Genomic DNA, 15,394 nt, shown 5'->3' with positions numbered 1-15,394 from the left:
AAAAGAGCGGTAAGCTCACATAAAAAACGCAGGAAAGTATTTAAACTCGCAAAGGGTTATTTTGGAGCAAAGTCCAAACAATATAAGTCCGCAAAACAGGCGGTCATGAAATCCATGAAGTATGCCTATGTTGGCAGAAAGCTGAAAAAACGCGATATGCGCCGTCTGTGGATCGTGCGTATCAACGCGGAGGCGAGACAAAACGGCCTCAGCTATTCCAAGTTTATGAACGGTCTTAGACAAAACGGGATCGACTTAAACAGGAAAGTGCTGGCTGATATGGCGGTTAACGACAAACCTGCGTTCAAAGAACTTACGGAAACGGCAAAGAAAAAAGTGCAGGCGTAATCGAAAAGAAATTTGGGGGATAAGCTGGTATCAACACTGCTTTATCCCCTTTTTTGTTCATTGCGGGAGAAGACCATGAAAGAGATCAAGAGTCATACGAATGAGTATATCAAGACGCTACGCGCTCTGAAGAAAAAAAAGGAGCGGGACGAGGCGGGCAAGTATATCATCGAGGGGATGAAAACCATTTGCGAAGCGCTGCATGCCGCGCAGGAGGTGGAGTGCATCCTGACGGCGGAGCCCGGCGGGGCTGCTGCTGCGCTTGCGCGTGAATATGGCGTGGAGATCATTTCTGTGCCTTACGAGATCATTCAGCAGATCGCGGATACGAAAACGCCGCCCAATGATATTGCGTGCATCAAAAAGCAGGAAAACCTGCCGGATTATGGCGGAAGGTTCTATGTGGCGCTTGACGATGTGAACGACCCGAAAAACTTGGGGACGATCATTCGCACTGCTGACGCGGCGGGGGTAGACGGCGTGTTTATATCGAATACCAGCGCGGACTTCTATGGCCCCAAGGCGCAGCGCGCGGCAATGGGCAGCACGTTCCACGTGCCCATCGAGGTATGCGAATTGCAGGATGCGCTTAAGAAGCTGAAAAGCGCGGGGGTGAACGTTTTGGCGGGAAGCCTTGCGGGGGACTATGAAATCGGCGTGCCGCTTGCTAAGGCATGCGTGGTGATCGGGAACGAGTCGCGCGGCATTTCCAAAGAGGTGCAGGAGCTGGCGGACGTGCTGTATAAGATATGCATATACGGACAGGCGGAGAGCTTGAACGCAAGCGTCGCGGCGGGTATAATGTTATATGATGTGCGCCGCGCCTTGGGGGAGTGAAGGACGTGTGTGTTAAGACGCTTCCCATTGGCGTAGCATACCGCAGTCTTAGATGGGTATTTGCATTCCGAGTCTGCGCGCTACGCTTGCAAAGACGTCGGAAGCAAACACCGCATCACGTCTGCGGATTCAGCACACCCGCAACATGTATTTGCGAATAGCATCCGGTATATTGCTGCCCGGCGTATGCGAGTTAGACGGCGCGCAGCGCGTCTGTTGTCTGAGCAAGTAGACGGGTAACAAATAGCGGATGCGGTCTAAATGTATAGTTGATAATGAATTGAGATAAATTTTGGAACATGAGAGGAAAGGGAATATGTCAAACGACGAAATCGTAAAGAAGGCGCAGGAAGAAATTGGCGCGGCGGGATCGAGCGGGGAGCTTACTGACATCCGTGTCAAATACCTCGGCAAAAAAGGCGAGATCACGATGCTGATGAAGCAGATGGGCACGCTTGCCCCGGAGGAGCGGCCGGCATTTGGCCAGGCTGTCAACGCGGCACGTGCAAGTGTGGAACAGGCGCTTTTTGCTGCATCGGAGAAGATTGCGCAAAAAGAAAAGGCAGAAAAACTGGCTGCAGAGCGTGTGGATATTACATTGCCCGGACGTGCGCAGGGCTTAGGCGCGCTGCACCCGTTAACGCAGGTATATTATGAGATCCGTGACATCTTTCTTGGCATGGGCTTTGACGTCAAAGAGGGGCCGGAGGTCGAGCTCGATCAATATAACTTTGAAATGCTGAATATTCCCAAGGATCATCCTGCACGCGATATGCAGGATACCTTTTATGTGAGCGACGACGTGGTGCTTCGGACGCATACGTCGCCTGTGCAGGTACGCACGATGCTCGAGCAAAAACCGCCTATCCGCATGGTCTGCCCCGGACGCGTGTTCCGTACGGACGATGTGGACGCGACGCATTCGCCTGTATTTATGCAGATGGAAGGGCTTGTGGTGGGCAAAAACATCCGTTTTTCTGATCTTAAGGGAACGATCAACACCTTTATCCATAATTTCTACGGCGAAGACGTAAAGACGAAATTCCGTCCGGGATTTTTCCCGTTTACGGAGCCTTCTGCGGAGGTGGACGTGACGTGTACGGTGTGCGGTGGTAAGGGATGCAGCGCATGCAAGGGCGCGGGCATGATCGAAGTGCTTGGCTGCGGGGTGGTGAACCCGGTGGTGCTCAAAAATTGCGGCCTCAATCCGGAGGAGTATTCCGGATTTGCGTTCGGCATGGGCATCGACCGTTTGGCAAACACCAAGTACGGGATCACGGATATTCGTTTACTCTATGAAAATGACGCGCGTTTTCTGCGCCAATTCGTATAAGGGAGGGCACAGAAAATGTTGGCACCATATAGATGGATCCGCGATTACGCGGACATAAAATCAGACGTAAAAACGCTTGCGGACAAGATGGTCATGACCGGAAACGGTGTGGAAGAAATTGTTTTGCTGGGCGAAAATATTGAGAACGTTGTGGTTGGGAAGATCGAAAAGATCAGTAAGCACCCGGACGCGGACAAGCTGCTCGTGTGCATGATCGACGTGGGGGACGCAGAACCTGTACAGATCGTGACGGGCGCGGACAATGTATTCGAAGGGGCGTATATCCCCGTTGCAAAGGCGCCGTCCATGCTTCCTGCGGGTCCTATCAAAAAGGGCAAGCTGCGCGGTGTGGAATCGTTTGGTATGCTGTGTTCGGGCGGGGAACTGAACCTAAAGGAAGAAGATTACCCGGGCGCGGGGGTCGATGGTATCATGATCCTTCAGGGCGAGCCTGATCCGGGTACGGATATCCGCGACCTGCTCGATTTGCGGGGCGCTGTCATCGATTTTGAGGTGGGCGCGAACAGGCCGGATTGCCTTTCGATGCTGGGTACGGCGCGCGAAGCTGCCGCTGCTGACGACGCCATATTCCATTTGCCGGAAACAGGCTATGAGGAAGGCGCAAGCAAAACAGAAGATATGGTGAGCGTGGAGGTCAAAGACAGCGACCTGTGCACACGCTATGTGGCGGCGGGCGTTACGGACGTTAAAATAGGGACTTCGCCTGAATGGATACGTGTGCGTTTGCGCGAGGCGGGCATCCGCCCCATCAATAATATCGTCGATATCACGAACTTTATCATGCTGGAAACGGGGCAGCCGATGCACGCTTTTGACGCGGACAAGATCCGCGGAAGCAAGATCATCGTGCGCCGCGCGAAGGATGGAGAGAAGATGAAGACGCTCGACGATAAAGAGCGTACATTCAACAAAAATATGTTGCTTATCTGCGACGAGGAAGGCCCGATCGGTGTAGCGGGCGTGATGGGCGGGCTCGACTCAGAGATCACGGAAAACACCAAGACGGTTATTTTTGAGTCGGCGAAGTTTATGTACGGCAACATTCGCCAGACCTCAAGGGGACTGGGGCTTGCGACCGAAAGCTCTATGCGTTTTTCGAAGGGCGTGGATGCGGGAACATCTATGTTTGCGATGCAGCGGGCGCTGACGCTGATCGACGAACTTGCAGCGGGCAAAGTGGCGCAGGGTATGATCGACATCTTAAACGAGGACTTGAAGCCAAAGGTCATTAAGGTGAACGCGGCGCAGGTGAACGCCAAGCTTGGTACGCAGATTTCCGCCAAGGAAATGCAAAAGCTGTTGAACCGCGTATATATCCAGACGGGGCTCATTGGCGACGAGCTTATTTGCACGATCCCCACGTTCCGCGGTGATATTTATGGCAGCGCGGACATCGCGGAGGAAGTGGCGCGTATGTACGGGTATGACAACATCCCGGAGACGAACCCGATGATGGAGGTTTCGCGCGGATGCGTTTCAGAATCCGAAGCGAAGACCGACCGCATCAAAGATCATCTGAAAAACAACGGATTTCTGGAGTGTATCACCTATTCGTTCACGGGTGCGCAGGACTATGAGAAGCTGGGTCTTGCGATGCCTGAATCGGTCAAGATTTTGAATCCGCTGGGCGATGATACGGCGTATATGCGCACGACATTGATCCCGCATATGCTGGGCGTTGTGTCGCTGAATCAGAACAAGAAAAACACGGATCTGCAGCTGTTTGAAATATCGAGGGTATACAATCCTGTGAAGGGCGAAGCGCTGCCAAAGGAGGTTCCTACGCTTGCGATGGCAGTGTATGGTAATAAGGATTTCTTTGACCTGAAGGGCACGATCGAAAACATTGTATCTCTTTTGTGTGGACGGGAGATCGTGTGTAAGCGGTCGAATGAGAAATATCTGCACCCCGGTGTTTCGGCAGACCTTTTTATCGGCGAAGAAAAGATCGGCGTGCTGGGGCGCGTGCATCCTGATGTGATGAAGGCGTTTGAGATCCCGCAGAATGTGGTGATTGCGCACATCGATCTGCAAAAATTGTTCGACCTTCAAAAGGATGCGGTCAAATATCGTCATCTTCCGAAATTCCCGGCGGCGACGCGGGACTTGGCGGTGATCGTTTCAGAAGAAGCGGGCGCGGGGGATATGATGCAGGCCATCCGTCAGGCGGGCGGCAAGAGGCTGGAGCAGGTCGGCCTATTTGACGTATATGCGGGCGACAAGATCGGCGCGGGCAAGAAAAGCGTGGCGTTTGGGCTTTCATTGCGCAGCAACGAAGGCACAATGACGGACGAGGAAGTCGACCGTGTTATGAAGAAGATATTGAAAGCGCTGGAGACACAGTTTGAGGCAAGCCTGCGCGCCGAATAATATGCAGTTGCGCCCTACGGGGGCTTATTGTATAATAGGGTAAAAGAGGTGTAAGGCGGTGGAAATGGTGGAAAAAGTAAAAACGGTTGTCAGTATCGGCGGAAAAGAGTATACGATCTGCGGAACGGACAGCGCGGAATATATCCATAGGGTGGCGCTTAAGGTAAACGCGAAGCTTGACGAGATGAAAAAGGCGAACCCCGATCTGAATAATATCCAGCTTGCTATGCTTACGTCTCTTAACATTGCGGACGACTATACGAAGGCGCATGACGAACTGGTTGCGACCAAAAAGGAACTGGAACGCGTCAAAAAAGAACTGGAACGCGCAACGCCGGGTTCTAACCGCACCGTACCTTATCGCAAGTAAAAAGATTTTGAGGGCTGCCCCGTCGGGGCAGCCTTTTTTTACGCAACAACGGACGCAAAATGTGGTATAATTAACCATTATGAATATACCGAAGTCTTTAGAATTCAACAGCATATTGGAAAAGCTTGCCGAACGGACGGTATCGGAGCCGGGCGCAAAGGCGGCACGGGCATTGACACCGCAGGGCGACGCGGGTGCGGCGCGGCTTTTGATGGAACAGACGATGGAGGCGGAGACGCTGCTGATCAAGCGGCCGAGCTATCCGGTTTGTTCGTTTGCCGCAATCGGTGCGGAGACAAGGCGCATGAAAACAGGCGCGAGCCTTTCCGGCGGCGAGATATTGCGCGTGATCAGCGTGTTTCGCGCGGCGAAGCTGGCAGCTCCGCTTGCAAAGGACGACGCGGCGCAGATGATCCCCGCGATGGCGAAGGGGTTGTTTTATGACGACGGCCTGATGAAGCGTGTGGAGGACTGCATCCTTTCGGACGAGGAGATCGCTGACGGCGCGTCTGCGGAGCTTAGCCGCGTGCGCAGGGAGATGCGCAAGGAAAACGAATTTATCAAGGGAAAATTACAGTCGATGATCCGCTCGCAGGGGGAATCCAAGTATTTGCAGGACGCGATCATCACACAGCGCAACGGCAGGTATGTTGTGCCTGTGAAATCTGAGTATAAGGCGAACGTTTCGGGCATCGTACACGAAAAAAGCGCGTCGGGCGCGACGCTGTTTATTGAACCGGCGAGTGTGGTGGAGGCTAACAACCGCATCCGCGAGCTGGAGGCGGCGGAGCAAAAGGAGATTGCGCGCATTCTGGCTGACCTGACGGCGGGGCTGAATATATACCGTGACGAACTGCGGACGGACGTGGAGATTTTGACGGAGCTTGACGTGCTGTTTGCAAAAGCGGCGCTGGGGCTTGCAATGCAGGCTTCGCCGGCGGTATTCAACGAGGAAGGTGAAATATCCATCAACGCGGGACGGCATCCGCTCATCGAGGCGGACAAGGTCGTGCCCGTTTCCCTTAAGCTTTCAGGCGGTATCCGCTCTTTGGTGATCACAGGGCCGAATACGGGCGGAAAAACCGTGATGCTTAAGCTGATCGGGCTTTTTGCGATCATGGCGCAGTCGGGATTGATGATCCCGGCGAAGTCTCCGGTGAAGCTGCCTGTATTTGACGGTGTGTTTGCGGACATTGGCGACGAGCAGAGCATCGAGCAGTCGCTTTCCACTTTTTCCGCACATATGAAAAGCATTATTTTTGCGTTGAAGCACGCGGGGAAGCAGTCGCTTGTATTGCTGGACGAGCTTGGAGCGGGGACAGACCCGCAGGAGGGCAGCGCGCTTGCGCAGGCGATCCTGACGGAGCTGATGAAAAAGGGCAGTATGGTGGTGGCGACTACGCATATTGGGGAACTAAAAGTTTTTGCGAACGAACACGAAGGATTTGAAAACGCGAGCATGGAATTTGACGCGGCGACGCTGACGCCCACTTACCGCCTGCTGATGGGTGTGGCGGGGCATTCCAACGCGATTCTTATCTCGCAACGTTTGGGGCTGCCGGGGAACGTGATCGCTGCGGCACAGGGATATATGAATGTAGAGCATCTGGAATACGGCAGGCTGATCGAGGCGGCGGAGCAGGCGGAAAAGCGTGCGCGCAAGATGCAGAAGGACGCAAAGGAAGCGCTGAGAGAGGCGAAGGACGAGCGCCGAAGGGCGGAGCAGACCGCGCAAAAGGCGGCGGAAAAGCGTAAGCTGATCTTGGCAAAGGCAAACGAAAAGGCGATCGAGATATTGGACGACGCAAAGGAAACGGCGGAAGACGCGATTGCAGAAGCCAAGCGCTTGGGCAAGCAGGACGAGTCGAGCCGTACGGTGAACACCAAAAAGGTGCGCGATCAGCTGACGGGCAAAAAGCAGTCGATCGAGCAGCACAAAAAACAGCAAAAGAAGGAAAGAACGCTGAAGGCGGAGGATATCCGCGTGGGCGATACGGTCGTGATCTTGGCGATGGATGCACCGGCAACCGTTTTGAAGTTGCCCAATGCAAAGGGCATGGTGCGCTTGCAGGCGGGCATCATGCAGGTGGATATGCATGTCAGTGAGCTTGGCCCGGGACAGGAAGAAGCGCCGAAGAAGGGTGCGCGCACCTCGCGCGTAGAGCTTGCGCCGCGCACGCAGGTCTCTATGGAGATCGATTTGCACGGGCAGGCGGTGGATGATGCGCTGATCGTTCTTGACAAGTATTTGGACGACGCGTTTCTTTCGGGTCTGAGTGAGGTAACGGTGATACACGGCCGTGGAACGGGCGTATTGCGTAAGGGCGTGCAGGAATATTTGCGCACGCATCCGCATGTGAAAAGCTATCGGCAGGGACAGTTTGGCGAAGGTGATATCGGCGTGACGGTTGTGACGTTGAAATAAGGAAGAGGTATTTGATGTTGTCAGTATGTTCGTCAGAAACAAATCGGTTTTGCAAGCTGCCAGCGAGCGCAGCAAAACAACCGCTAGCAGGGGAGAGCGTTACCCCTTCCCGAAGCGACCGTGAGGGAGCGTCTATTGTGGTAAGTGCGTGCCTCGCGGACATTGCGTGCCGCTATGACGGACAGCCGAAAACAAACGCAGAGGCGTTGCGTCTTGTGCGTGAGAAAAAAGCGATCGCGCTGTGCCCGGAGCTTATGGCGGGCTTTCCGGCGCCGCGTCCGCCGGCGGAAATTCGCGGCGGGGACGGTTTTGACGTTTTAGACGGGGGCGCGAAGGTTTATAATAAGAACGGAGAAGACATTACAGACGGCTTTTTGCGCGGCGCGCAAAAGCTGCTTAATTTTATACTGGAAAACGGGATTACAGAAGTATGGCTTAAGGACAAAAGCCCGAGCTGCGGCGTGACGGAGATATACGACGGCAGCTTTGCGGGCAACGTGGTTTGTGGCTGCGGCGTGACGTGTGCGCTATTAAAACGAAACGGAATCAAAGTGGTGGAGATACCGTAAAGGAGAAAACATGGCAAATATTCTGATCATTGACGACGACAAAAATATCAGGGAAGTGGTAAAGCTTTATCTGCGCAAGGAAGGGTATGAGGTGACGGAAGCGGCGGATGGCGCGATCGGCTTTGACCTTTTTATGGGCAGGCCGTATGACCTGGTGCTGCTCGATATCATGATGCCCGTGCAGGACGGCATCGAGACGATGAAAAAGATCAGGGAAAAGAGCAATGTTCCTGTGATCATGCTGACAGCCAAGGGGGATACCTTTGACAAGGTACTTTCTTTAGAGCTGGGCGCGGACGATTATGTGGTCAAGCCGTTTGACCCCAAGGAGCTTGTTGCGCGCGTTAAGGCGGTCATCCGCCGCAGCACACAGGAGGAAAAAACGGATGTGTTGGAATTCCCTAATTTAAAGATCGACATCCAGAACTACCAGGTGATCTATAAGGGCAAGGAGCTGCAAATGCCGCCTAAGGAGATCGAACTGCTGCACTTTTTGGCGGCGCGTCCCAATAAGGTGTTTACGCGCGACCAGCTTTTGGAGCAGGTGTGGGGTTTTGAATATTTTGGCGATTCGCGCACGGTGGACGTGCATGTGAAGCGTCTGCGTGAGAAATTCGACGAAGGCGAGCCGTGGCAGATCAAGACGGTATGGGGCGTTGGATATAAGTTTGAGGTTTAGGATATTGACAGATCATGAAAACAGGCCGCTTTGGCCTGTTTTTTAGAACTTTTCATTTTTTGTTTACATATCCGCAGGAAAAAGGCGGTATAATAGGGACAGGATAACACGCAAAGGATAAACGGATGATCAGGACGATCTTTGGTAAAATCATGCTGCTTTTCATGGCCATTATCATGGTCTCTTTGTTTATATCCGGAATTATGATGAGCTGGGTCGTGCGTAACGCATACCTTGACGACAGTGAGCAGCAGATGCTTGGCACTGCCGGAGACGTGGAGACCCTGCTTTCTTTTTATAAGAGCAATTATCTGACCTTTAACCAGATGGCGGCACAAATCCTTGTTAAGGCGGAGACAAACAAGGACGTGATCTGGATTGTGAACAGCGACGGCACGGTGTGGACGGCGGCAGACCCGAGCGGTCAGTCGAGTGTGACCAAGGAAGAAATACAAATGTATTTTGAGGATATGCTCGTTGAGCTGCAAAAGGGCAACGCAGTCAGGGTCGTTACCGAGGAATCTAACTTTTTTAATACCCCGGTGATCACAGTGGCAAAGCCGGTGATCGCGGAAGGCAATGTGACGGGGTATGTGTTTGTGCATAAAAAGATAAACGAGCTGGAGGCGTCGCTGATGGCGATGTATCGCCAGATCGTTTTGGCGGCATGTATTTCAGCTGCGCTGGGCATTATACTGACGTATTTGTTCTCAAAATCGATGCTGCGTCCGCTGTCTATCGTCAATACAGGGGCAAAGCAGCTTGCGAAGGGGCATTTTGATATCAGGCTGGATGTTTCTTCTAAGGACGAGATCGGACAGCTTGCGGATACGTTCAACAGCGTGGCGCGTGAGCTTAAGAAATATGAGGCGACACGTGAAAGCCTTGTGGCTAATGTTTCGCACGAGCTGCGCAGCCCGCTCACCTCTATACAGGGGCTGCTGCAGGGCGTGATCGACGGGACGATCCCTAGCGACGAGGCGGAGCATTATCTTGGTGTGGTGCTTGACGAGACCAAGCGTTTGGGATTTCTTATAAGCGATATGCTCGATCTGGCGAAAATTGAATCAGGGCAGTTCCCGATGCAGATCGAAAAGGTGGAATTAAGCGAGCTGCTGCGCCGGACGATCATTACGTTTGAAAGCAAGATCGAGGCCAAGAATCTTGAAGTTTCTATTGAGCTGCCGGAGGAAAAGCAGTACGTTTACGCAGACGAGAACCGTTTGAAGCAGGTGCTGCACAATATCATTGAAAACGCGATCAAGTTTGTAAATGAAGGCGGGGAGCTGAAGATATATACCGCGTCCAGCAAGGCAAGCGTTTTTGTGAATATCAATAATTCTGGGAACGCGATCCCCAAGGAAGATTTGCCGTACCTCTTTGACCGTTTTTACAAGATAGATAAGTCGCATTCGCGTACAAAGGAGGGGACGGGCATCGGGCTTTCCATTGTGAAGAATATTCTGAAGGAACACGGACAAAAGATTTGGGTGACGTCAGACGAGCTGAGCGGGACGACGTTCACCTTCACGCTGAAAAAGGTATAAAATTCTTTAAAGTTTGTTCACAACTTCTTCACAAAACGCGTGTAAGATGAAAATAGTAAAAGGATCAACCGGAAAGGTTTGACATAACAGGAGGAACGAACAATGGACGAGAACGGTTTTAACAATATGGATGGAAACGGCACAGACCCGCAGGGGCAGAACACGCCGCCTTCGTCCCCGCAATCATCACAGCCGGAGGCGCCAAATGCCGCGCAGCAGTTTGGACAGCAGGCACAGCCCCAGCAGCCGTATCAGGCGCCGCAACCGACGCAGCCGCCGGTATATGACGACAGTTATAATTATGAACAGCCTGCCTCCCCGAAAAGGAAACGGGAAAAGACAAAAAGGCATGGGATCGGCGGGATCATTACGGCGGTCGCTGTGGCGGGTATCCTTGTCGGTTGCTTGTTGATGGCGTTTGTGATCGGGCCGGTGGTATATGGAGCAAACGGCATGCTGCCTGTGCTGCCCAATCAGGAGACGGAGCAGCAACAGCAAAAAGACGACCAGAAGGAAGCGCCGCAGTTGGGGGGAGAATCGGCAGATATCAAGGATTCGGCAAACCCTGTTGTGGACATTGCGGAGTCTATGAAGGACAGCGTGGTGGGCATTACGACATATAACAAGCAGTTGGTATCGGGACAGGAGCCTGTGGAGCAGGCGATCGGCGCGGGTACGGGATTTGTGATCTCGAACGACGGATATATACTGACCAACAACCACGTGGTGGAAGATGGGAACGTGATCAAGGTAAAGACATCGGATAATCAGGAACACGTGGCAGAGGTCGTAGGCAGGGACGCGGCATCGGATGTGGCAGTCCTTAAAGTGGAAGGGCTAAACCTGCCGGCGGCGCCGCTTGGAAACAGCGACGAGCTCAAGGTTGGGGAGCTTTCCGTGGTGATGGGCAATGTGCATGGAGATACGTTCAACAATACGGTGACGGTCGGATATGTCAGCAATGTCAAAACGACGATCAGCATCAACGGCGTTACGCTGGAGGTGATCCAGACGGACGCGGCGGTAAACCCCGGCGATTCGGGCGGCCCGCTCCTTGACTCTAAGGGCAACGTGATCGGCATGACGACGGCAAAGCAGTTTTATTCCGGTTATGATTCCAGTGGAAACGCGCTGAACTCGGAAGGGATCGGTTATGCGATCCCCATTAACAAAGCCATCGATATTGCGCAGCAGCTGATTGAGAATGGCAGTATCCCGCGTCCGGGCATCGGGCTTTCGTACGCGATGATCTCGGAGGTGGACGCGAGCCTGTGGAAGACGCCGCGTGGTGCGCTGGTGGCGGACATAACGCCGGGCGGGCCTGCGGAAAAAGCAGGCATCAAGCAAAATGACGTAATCACACAGATCGACGGCGTAGACCTGACGACAGCTGATAAGATGCCTTCCTTTGACGGCAAAAATATCGGCGACGAGATATCTGCAACGGTATGGCGGGACGGAAAGGAATACACTGTGACGATGACGCTTGAGGATCTCAATGCGATGGATACATCGTCGGCAGCGCAGGCTCCTGAGGCACAGACCCCAGAGATGCCGGAGATACCGGGAGGCGGCGACAATAATCAGCTTTTCCCGGAGCTTCCGTAAACCAAAAACACACAGAGTGACACATAAAACAAAAAGCGCGGGCAACCGCGTTTTTTTGTTTTGCTGCAGTGATTCTTTGCATAAAATATGATATAATACGGTCTATGCGGAAAATCTATCTGGACAATGCGGCGACAACACAGCCGCTTGCGATATGCAGTGATATTTATACGGAATATGCGCAGGAACTTTGGCAGAATCCGTCGGCGCTTTATGCGGACGCGACGCGCGTGCAGACAAAGGTAGAAGAAGCCAAAAAGACGCTGCTGCGCGCTTTTGGGTCTTCTGTACACAGGTGTGTTTTCACGAGCTGTGGTTCGGAGAGCGCGAACATGGTCATTTTGCGCGGCGCTCGTCAGAAGAAGAACATGAATTATGTATGCGGCGGCGCGGAGCACCCGTGCGTGGAGGAAAGCTTCAAATATCTTGCGGAGCAGGGATATCCCGTTACTTTTATCAAGCCGGACAGGCACGGCGTGATCACTCCGGCGCAGGTGGCGGAAGCGGTTGATGCAGATACGGCGCTTGTGAGCGTGATGCACGTCAATAACGAAACGGGCGCGAAAAATGATATTGAGAAGATCGCAGCTGCGGTCAAGGCAAAAAATGCGCAGGCTATGTTCCACGCAGACGGCGTTCAGGCGTACTGCAAGGAGCGGCTTACAAATACTTCGAATATTGATTATTATACGGTGAGCGCGCACAAGCTGCACGCGCACAAGGGAACGGGCGCGGTGTTCTATAAGGAAAATACGCCGCTTAAGCCTTACATTCTTGGCGGCGGGCAGGAGGGGGGACTGCGCAGCGGGACGCAAAACACGCTGGGTATCTTTTCGTTTGCGGCGGCGGTTTCTTATTTTATGGAAGAAGCGGACAAGGAGCAGGCCGGGCGTGTCAGGGATATATTCTTAGAGGCGTGCAGCGGGATAGAAGATATCGTGCTGCTTACGCCGGAGGACAGCGAACAAGCGTGCAGGCATATCGTCAATTTGTCTGTGCTTGGTGTGCGCGGGGAAACGCTGCTGCACACGTTAGAGCAGCAGGGAATCTGTATTTCGACAGGGTCGGCGTGCTCTTCAAAAAAGGGCAAAAGCAGGATCGCTAAGGCGCTTGGCCTGAGCGAAGAGGAAGCGGAAGGCGCGATCCGTATCAGCTTTTCACCGTTTACAACACAAGAGGAAGTTTTGACTGCTGCTGCACAGATCAAGAAGGAGGCGGAGCTGCTGCGGCGGTTCACGCGGAAATAGGGGAAGAAACGATGTTATTATTGGTACGTTATGGCGAGATATATTTGAAGGGACTCAACAGGCCGCACTTTGAGGCGCTGCAGATAGGCGCGCTTCGGCGTGCGCTCAAAGGATTTCCTGATGTGAAGGTGCAAAAAGGATATGGACGCATTTATGCAACGGATATCGCAGAAGCGGATATGCCGGGCGTGATCGACGCTGCAAGGAAGGTGTTTGGCCTGCATTCCGTTTCGCCTGCTACGGAGATGGAAAAGGACATGGATGTGATCCGTGAAACGATGATCCGTATCACGCAGGAATATATGGAGCAAAAGGGCATTGAAAAAGCGACGTTCAAGGTGGCAGCGAAGCGCGCGGACAAGCGGTTTCCGCTTTCCTCTATGGAGATCGCGGCAGACCTTGGCGGAACACTCCTCGAGGCGATCCCAGGACTGCGTGTGGACGTACATGAACCACAGATCACCGTACACATCGAGGTGCGCGAAAAATGTTATGGCTATGTGGACATCATTCCATGCGTGGGCGGGATGCCGCAGCGCTCGAACGGGCGCGCGATGCTGCTGTTGTCCGGCGGGATCGACAGCCCGGTGGCGGGATATATGATTGCCAAGCGCGGTGTGGAGCTTTGCGCGGTGCATTACCACAGCTTCCCGTATACGAGCGAAGCCGCCAAGCAGAAGGTGATCGACTTAGCGAAGATCGTGTCGCAATATGCGGGGCGCATCCGGCTGCATGTTGTGAGCTTCACGGATATCCAGATGCAGATATATGAAAAATGCCAGCATGAGATGCTGGTCATCATTATGCGGCGGTTTATGATGCGTATCGCACGTGAGCTTGCTAAGCGCGACAATGCGCAGGCCATCGTGACGGGGGAGAGCATTGGGCAGGTCGCGAGCCAGACGATGGAGAGTATCGGCGTTACTGATAGCGTTGTTACAGATATGCCGGTGTTTCGGCCGCTGATTGGGATGGATAAGAGCGATATCATCGACATTGCAAACGAGATCGGCACTTTTGAAACGTCTATCCTGCCGCATGAGGATTGCTGTACGGTATTCGTACCCAAGCATCCGACGACGCGGCCTAAGCTTGAGCGCGTTATTGAGGAGGAAAGCATCCTTGATATCGACGCGCTGGTGAAGCAGGCTGTGGAGAGCGCGGAGCTTATCAGGATAGACTGAAAAGAAAAGGACTGCTGCGGCAGTCCTTTTTAGATTCTATTTCACTTCTGGCTCAATATCATCAAATAACTCACAATCAAAAAATTCCCTGACAGATATATTAACGCCGTCGCATAATTTTTTAATGGTAGCCAGACCCACATTATAGGTAGGTCCGTTCACAATATTATTAACCGTAGACTGTGTCACCCCTGATTGATTGCTAAGGGCATTCACGGAAAGATTGTTATCTTTACATAGTTGCAATATTCTTTTGCGCACAGCTTGAGCTATATTCATAAAGACCTCTCAACGATATATCGTTAACTAAGTCTAGCAATTATATTTAGAAATGTTTAACCATTAACGGTTGATTTTTTAGTGGTTTTTTATTAATATAACGATATACGGTTATTGTTGGAGGTTTGAATGGAAAAATTAACGACCTGTTGTTTTAGCGGCTACCGTCCCGAAAAATTTGGATTCCCACTCAATGCGTCGCGTATGGAATATAGCCTGCTGCTGGGATACGTCAACATCTATATCCTATTCAGCGTAGAAAAAGGGTATACGACGTTTTTGTGCGGGATGGCGCAGGGCTTTGACATTATTTGCGGCGAAACCGTCCTGCGCCTGAAAAAACATGCAGGCTATGAACACATCAGGCTGGTTTGTGTCGTCCCCTACAGGGGGCACGGCGGTCAATGGGCAGAGGAATGGAGGCTGCGCCATCAAAGATTAGAGGCGCTCGCGGATGAGATTGTTTATGTGTGCGAAGGCTATGAAAGGGATTGCTTTTTGGCGCGCAACCGTTTGATGGCTGATCATGCAAACAGGCTGATCTGCTATTATGACGGTAAAAGCGGCGGCACGGCCT

General features: G+C 52.7%; 15 protein-coding genes. 14 read left to right on the top strand and 1 reads right to left on the bottom strand.

Annotated elements, in window-relative coordinates; translation table 11 throughout:
- The 13 genes from rplT to thiI form a co-directional block, all read left to right on the top strand.
- Nucleotides 1-348 (top strand): 50S ribosomal protein L20 (rplT, locus tag VB081_RS03815; RefSeq protein ID WP_323399523.1); only part of this gene is annotated, 348 nt, incomplete at its 5' end.
- A gap of 75 nt (nucleotides 349-423) precedes the next feature.
- Nucleotides 424-1,185: a TrmH family RNA methyltransferase gene (locus VB081_RS03810; protein ID WP_323399522.1), complete on the top strand. Its 762-nt coding sequence runs from the start codon at nucleotides 424-426 to the stop codon at nucleotides 1,183-1,185.
- 52 nt (nucleotides 1,186-1,237) lie between these two features.
- Complete coding sequence (locus VB081_RS03805; protein ID WP_323399521.1) at nucleotides 1,238-1,417, top strand: hypothetical protein; 180 nt, start codon at nucleotides 1,238-1,240, stop codon at nucleotides 1,415-1,417.
- A gap of 84 nt (nucleotides 1,418-1,501) precedes the next feature.
- On the top strand, nucleotides 1,502-2,518 hold the full coding sequence (pheS, locus tag VB081_RS03800; RefSeq protein WP_323399520.1) for a phenylalanine--tRNA ligase subunit alpha: 1,017 nt from the start codon (nucleotides 1,502-1,504) through the stop codon (nucleotides 2,516-2,518).
- Nucleotides 2,519-2,533: 15 nt separating this feature from the next.
- Nucleotides 2,534-4,909 carry a phenylalanine--tRNA ligase subunit beta gene (pheT, locus tag VB081_RS03795; RefSeq protein WP_323399519.1) on the top strand — a complete coding sequence of 792 codons (2,376 nt, stop codon included), beginning with the start codon at nucleotides 2,534-2,536 and terminating at the stop codon, nucleotides 4,907-4,909.
- 64 nt (nucleotides 4,910-4,973) lie between these two features.
- Nucleotides 4,974-5,279, top strand: a complete 306-nt coding sequence (locus tag VB081_RS03790) for a cell division protein ZapA (protein WP_323399518.1) — start codon at nucleotides 4,974-4,976, stop codon at nucleotides 5,277-5,279.
- A gap of 79 nt (nucleotides 5,280-5,358) precedes the next feature.
- Nucleotides 5,359-7,704, top strand: a complete 2,346-nt coding sequence (locus tag VB081_RS03785) for an endonuclease MutS2 (RefSeq protein WP_323399517.1) — start codon at nucleotides 5,359-5,361, stop codon at nucleotides 7,702-7,704.
- A gap of 134 nt (nucleotides 7,705-7,838) precedes the next feature.
- Nucleotides 7,839-8,273 carry a DUF523 domain-containing protein gene (locus VB081_RS03780; protein ID WP_442872703.1) on the top strand — a complete coding sequence of 145 codons (435 nt, stop codon included), beginning with the start codon at nucleotides 7,839-7,841 and terminating at the stop codon, nucleotides 8,271-8,273.
- Nucleotides 8,274-8,283: 10 nt separating this feature from the next.
- A complete protein-coding gene (locus tag VB081_RS03775) occupies nucleotides 8,284-8,952 on the top strand; it encodes a response regulator transcription factor (protein ID WP_323399515.1) in 669 nt (222 codons plus the stop codon).
- Between the two features lie 125 nt (nucleotides 8,953-9,077).
- The gene (locus tag VB081_RS03770; RefSeq protein ID WP_323399514.1) at nucleotides 9,078-10,499 is read left to right on the top strand and encodes an ATP-binding protein; all 1,422 of its coding nucleotides are present in this window, start codon (nucleotides 9,078-9,080) and stop codon (nucleotides 10,497-10,499) included.
- Between the two features lie 102 nt (nucleotides 10,500-10,601).
- Nucleotides 10,602-12,107, top strand: coding sequence for a S1C family serine protease (locus VB081_RS03765; RefSeq protein WP_323399513.1), 1,506 nt, complete (start codon nucleotides 10,602-10,604; stop codon nucleotides 12,105-12,107).
- Between the two features lie 104 nt (nucleotides 12,108-12,211).
- Nucleotides 12,212-13,354, top strand: coding sequence for a cysteine desulfurase family protein (locus tag VB081_RS03760; protein ID WP_323399512.1), 1,143 nt, complete (start codon nucleotides 12,212-12,214; stop codon nucleotides 13,352-13,354).
- 11 nt (nucleotides 13,355-13,365) lie between these two features.
- Nucleotides 13,366-14,538 (top strand): tRNA uracil 4-sulfurtransferase ThiI, encoded by a 1,173-nt coding sequence (thiI, locus tag VB081_RS03755; RefSeq protein ID WP_323399511.1) that lies wholly within the window; start codon nucleotides 13,366-13,368, stop codon nucleotides 14,536-14,538.
- Nucleotides 14,539-14,574: 36 nt separating this feature from the next.
- Here the strand turns inward: thiI and VB081_RS03750 are convergent, their stop codons facing one another.
- Nucleotides 14,575-14,817: a helix-turn-helix domain-containing protein gene (locus tag VB081_RS03750; protein WP_323399510.1), complete on the bottom strand. Its 243-nt coding sequence runs from the start codon at nucleotides 14,815-14,817 to the stop codon at nucleotides 14,575-14,577.
- Nucleotides 14,818-14,946: 129 nt separating this feature from the next.
- Between VB081_RS03750 and VB081_RS03745 the strand changes: the two genes are divergently transcribed.
- Nucleotides 14,947-15,394: SLOG family protein (locus VB081_RS03745; RefSeq protein ID WP_323399509.1), on the top strand; the 448-nt coding region annotated here is incomplete at its 3' end.

Origin of the sequence: Christensenella sp. (assembly GCF_034927525.1) — a bacterium.
Classification (GTDB): Bacteria; Bacillota; Clostridia; order Christensenellales; family Christensenellaceae; genus Christensenella.
This window is presented reverse-complemented; position numbering and strand designations above follow the sequence as displayed.

Bases quoted from the DNA above. Each gene is read 5' to 3' on its own strand.
- VB081_RS03805 (WP_323399521.1), top strand. From the start codon at position 1,238: ATGGGTATTTGCATTCCGAGTCTGCGCGCTACGCTTGCAAAGACGTCG.
- thiI (WP_323399511.1), top strand. From the start codon at position 13,366: ATGTTATTATTGGTACGTTATGGCGAGATATATTTGAAGGGACTCAAC.
- pheS (WP_323399520.1), top strand. From the start codon at position 1,502: ATGTCAAACGACGAAATCGTAAAGAAGGCGCAGGAAGAAATTGGCGCG.
- VB081_RS03760 (WP_323399512.1), top strand. From the start codon at position 12,212: ATGCGGAAAATCTATCTGGACAATGCGGCGACAACACAGCCGCTTGCG.
- VB081_RS03790 (WP_323399518.1), top strand. From the start codon at position 4,974: ATGGTGGAAAAAGTAAAAACGGTTGTCAGTATCGGCGGAAAAGAGTAT.
- pheT (WP_323399519.1), top strand. From the start codon at position 2,534: ATGTTGGCACCATATAGATGGATCCGCGATTACGCGGACATAAAATCA.
- VB081_RS03810 (WP_323399522.1), top strand. From the start codon at position 424: ATGAAAGAGATCAAGAGTCATACGAATGAGTATATCAAGACGCTACGC.
- VB081_RS03785 (WP_323399517.1), top strand. From the start codon at position 5,359: ATGAATATACCGAAGTCTTTAGAATTCAACAGCATATTGGAAAAGCTT.
- VB081_RS03775 (WP_323399515.1), top strand. From the start codon at position 8,284: ATGGCAAATATTCTGATCATTGACGACGACAAAAATATCAGGGAAGTG.
- VB081_RS03770 (WP_323399514.1), top strand. From the start codon at position 9,078: ATGATCAGGACGATCTTTGGTAAAATCATGCTGCTTTTCATGGCCATT.
- VB081_RS03750 (WP_323399510.1), bottom strand. From the start codon at position 14,817: ATGAATATAGCTCAAGCTGTGCGCAAAAGAATATTGCAACTATGTAAA.
- VB081_RS03765 (WP_323399513.1), top strand. From the start codon at position 10,602: ATGGACGAGAACGGTTTTAACAATATGGATGGAAACGGCACAGACCCG.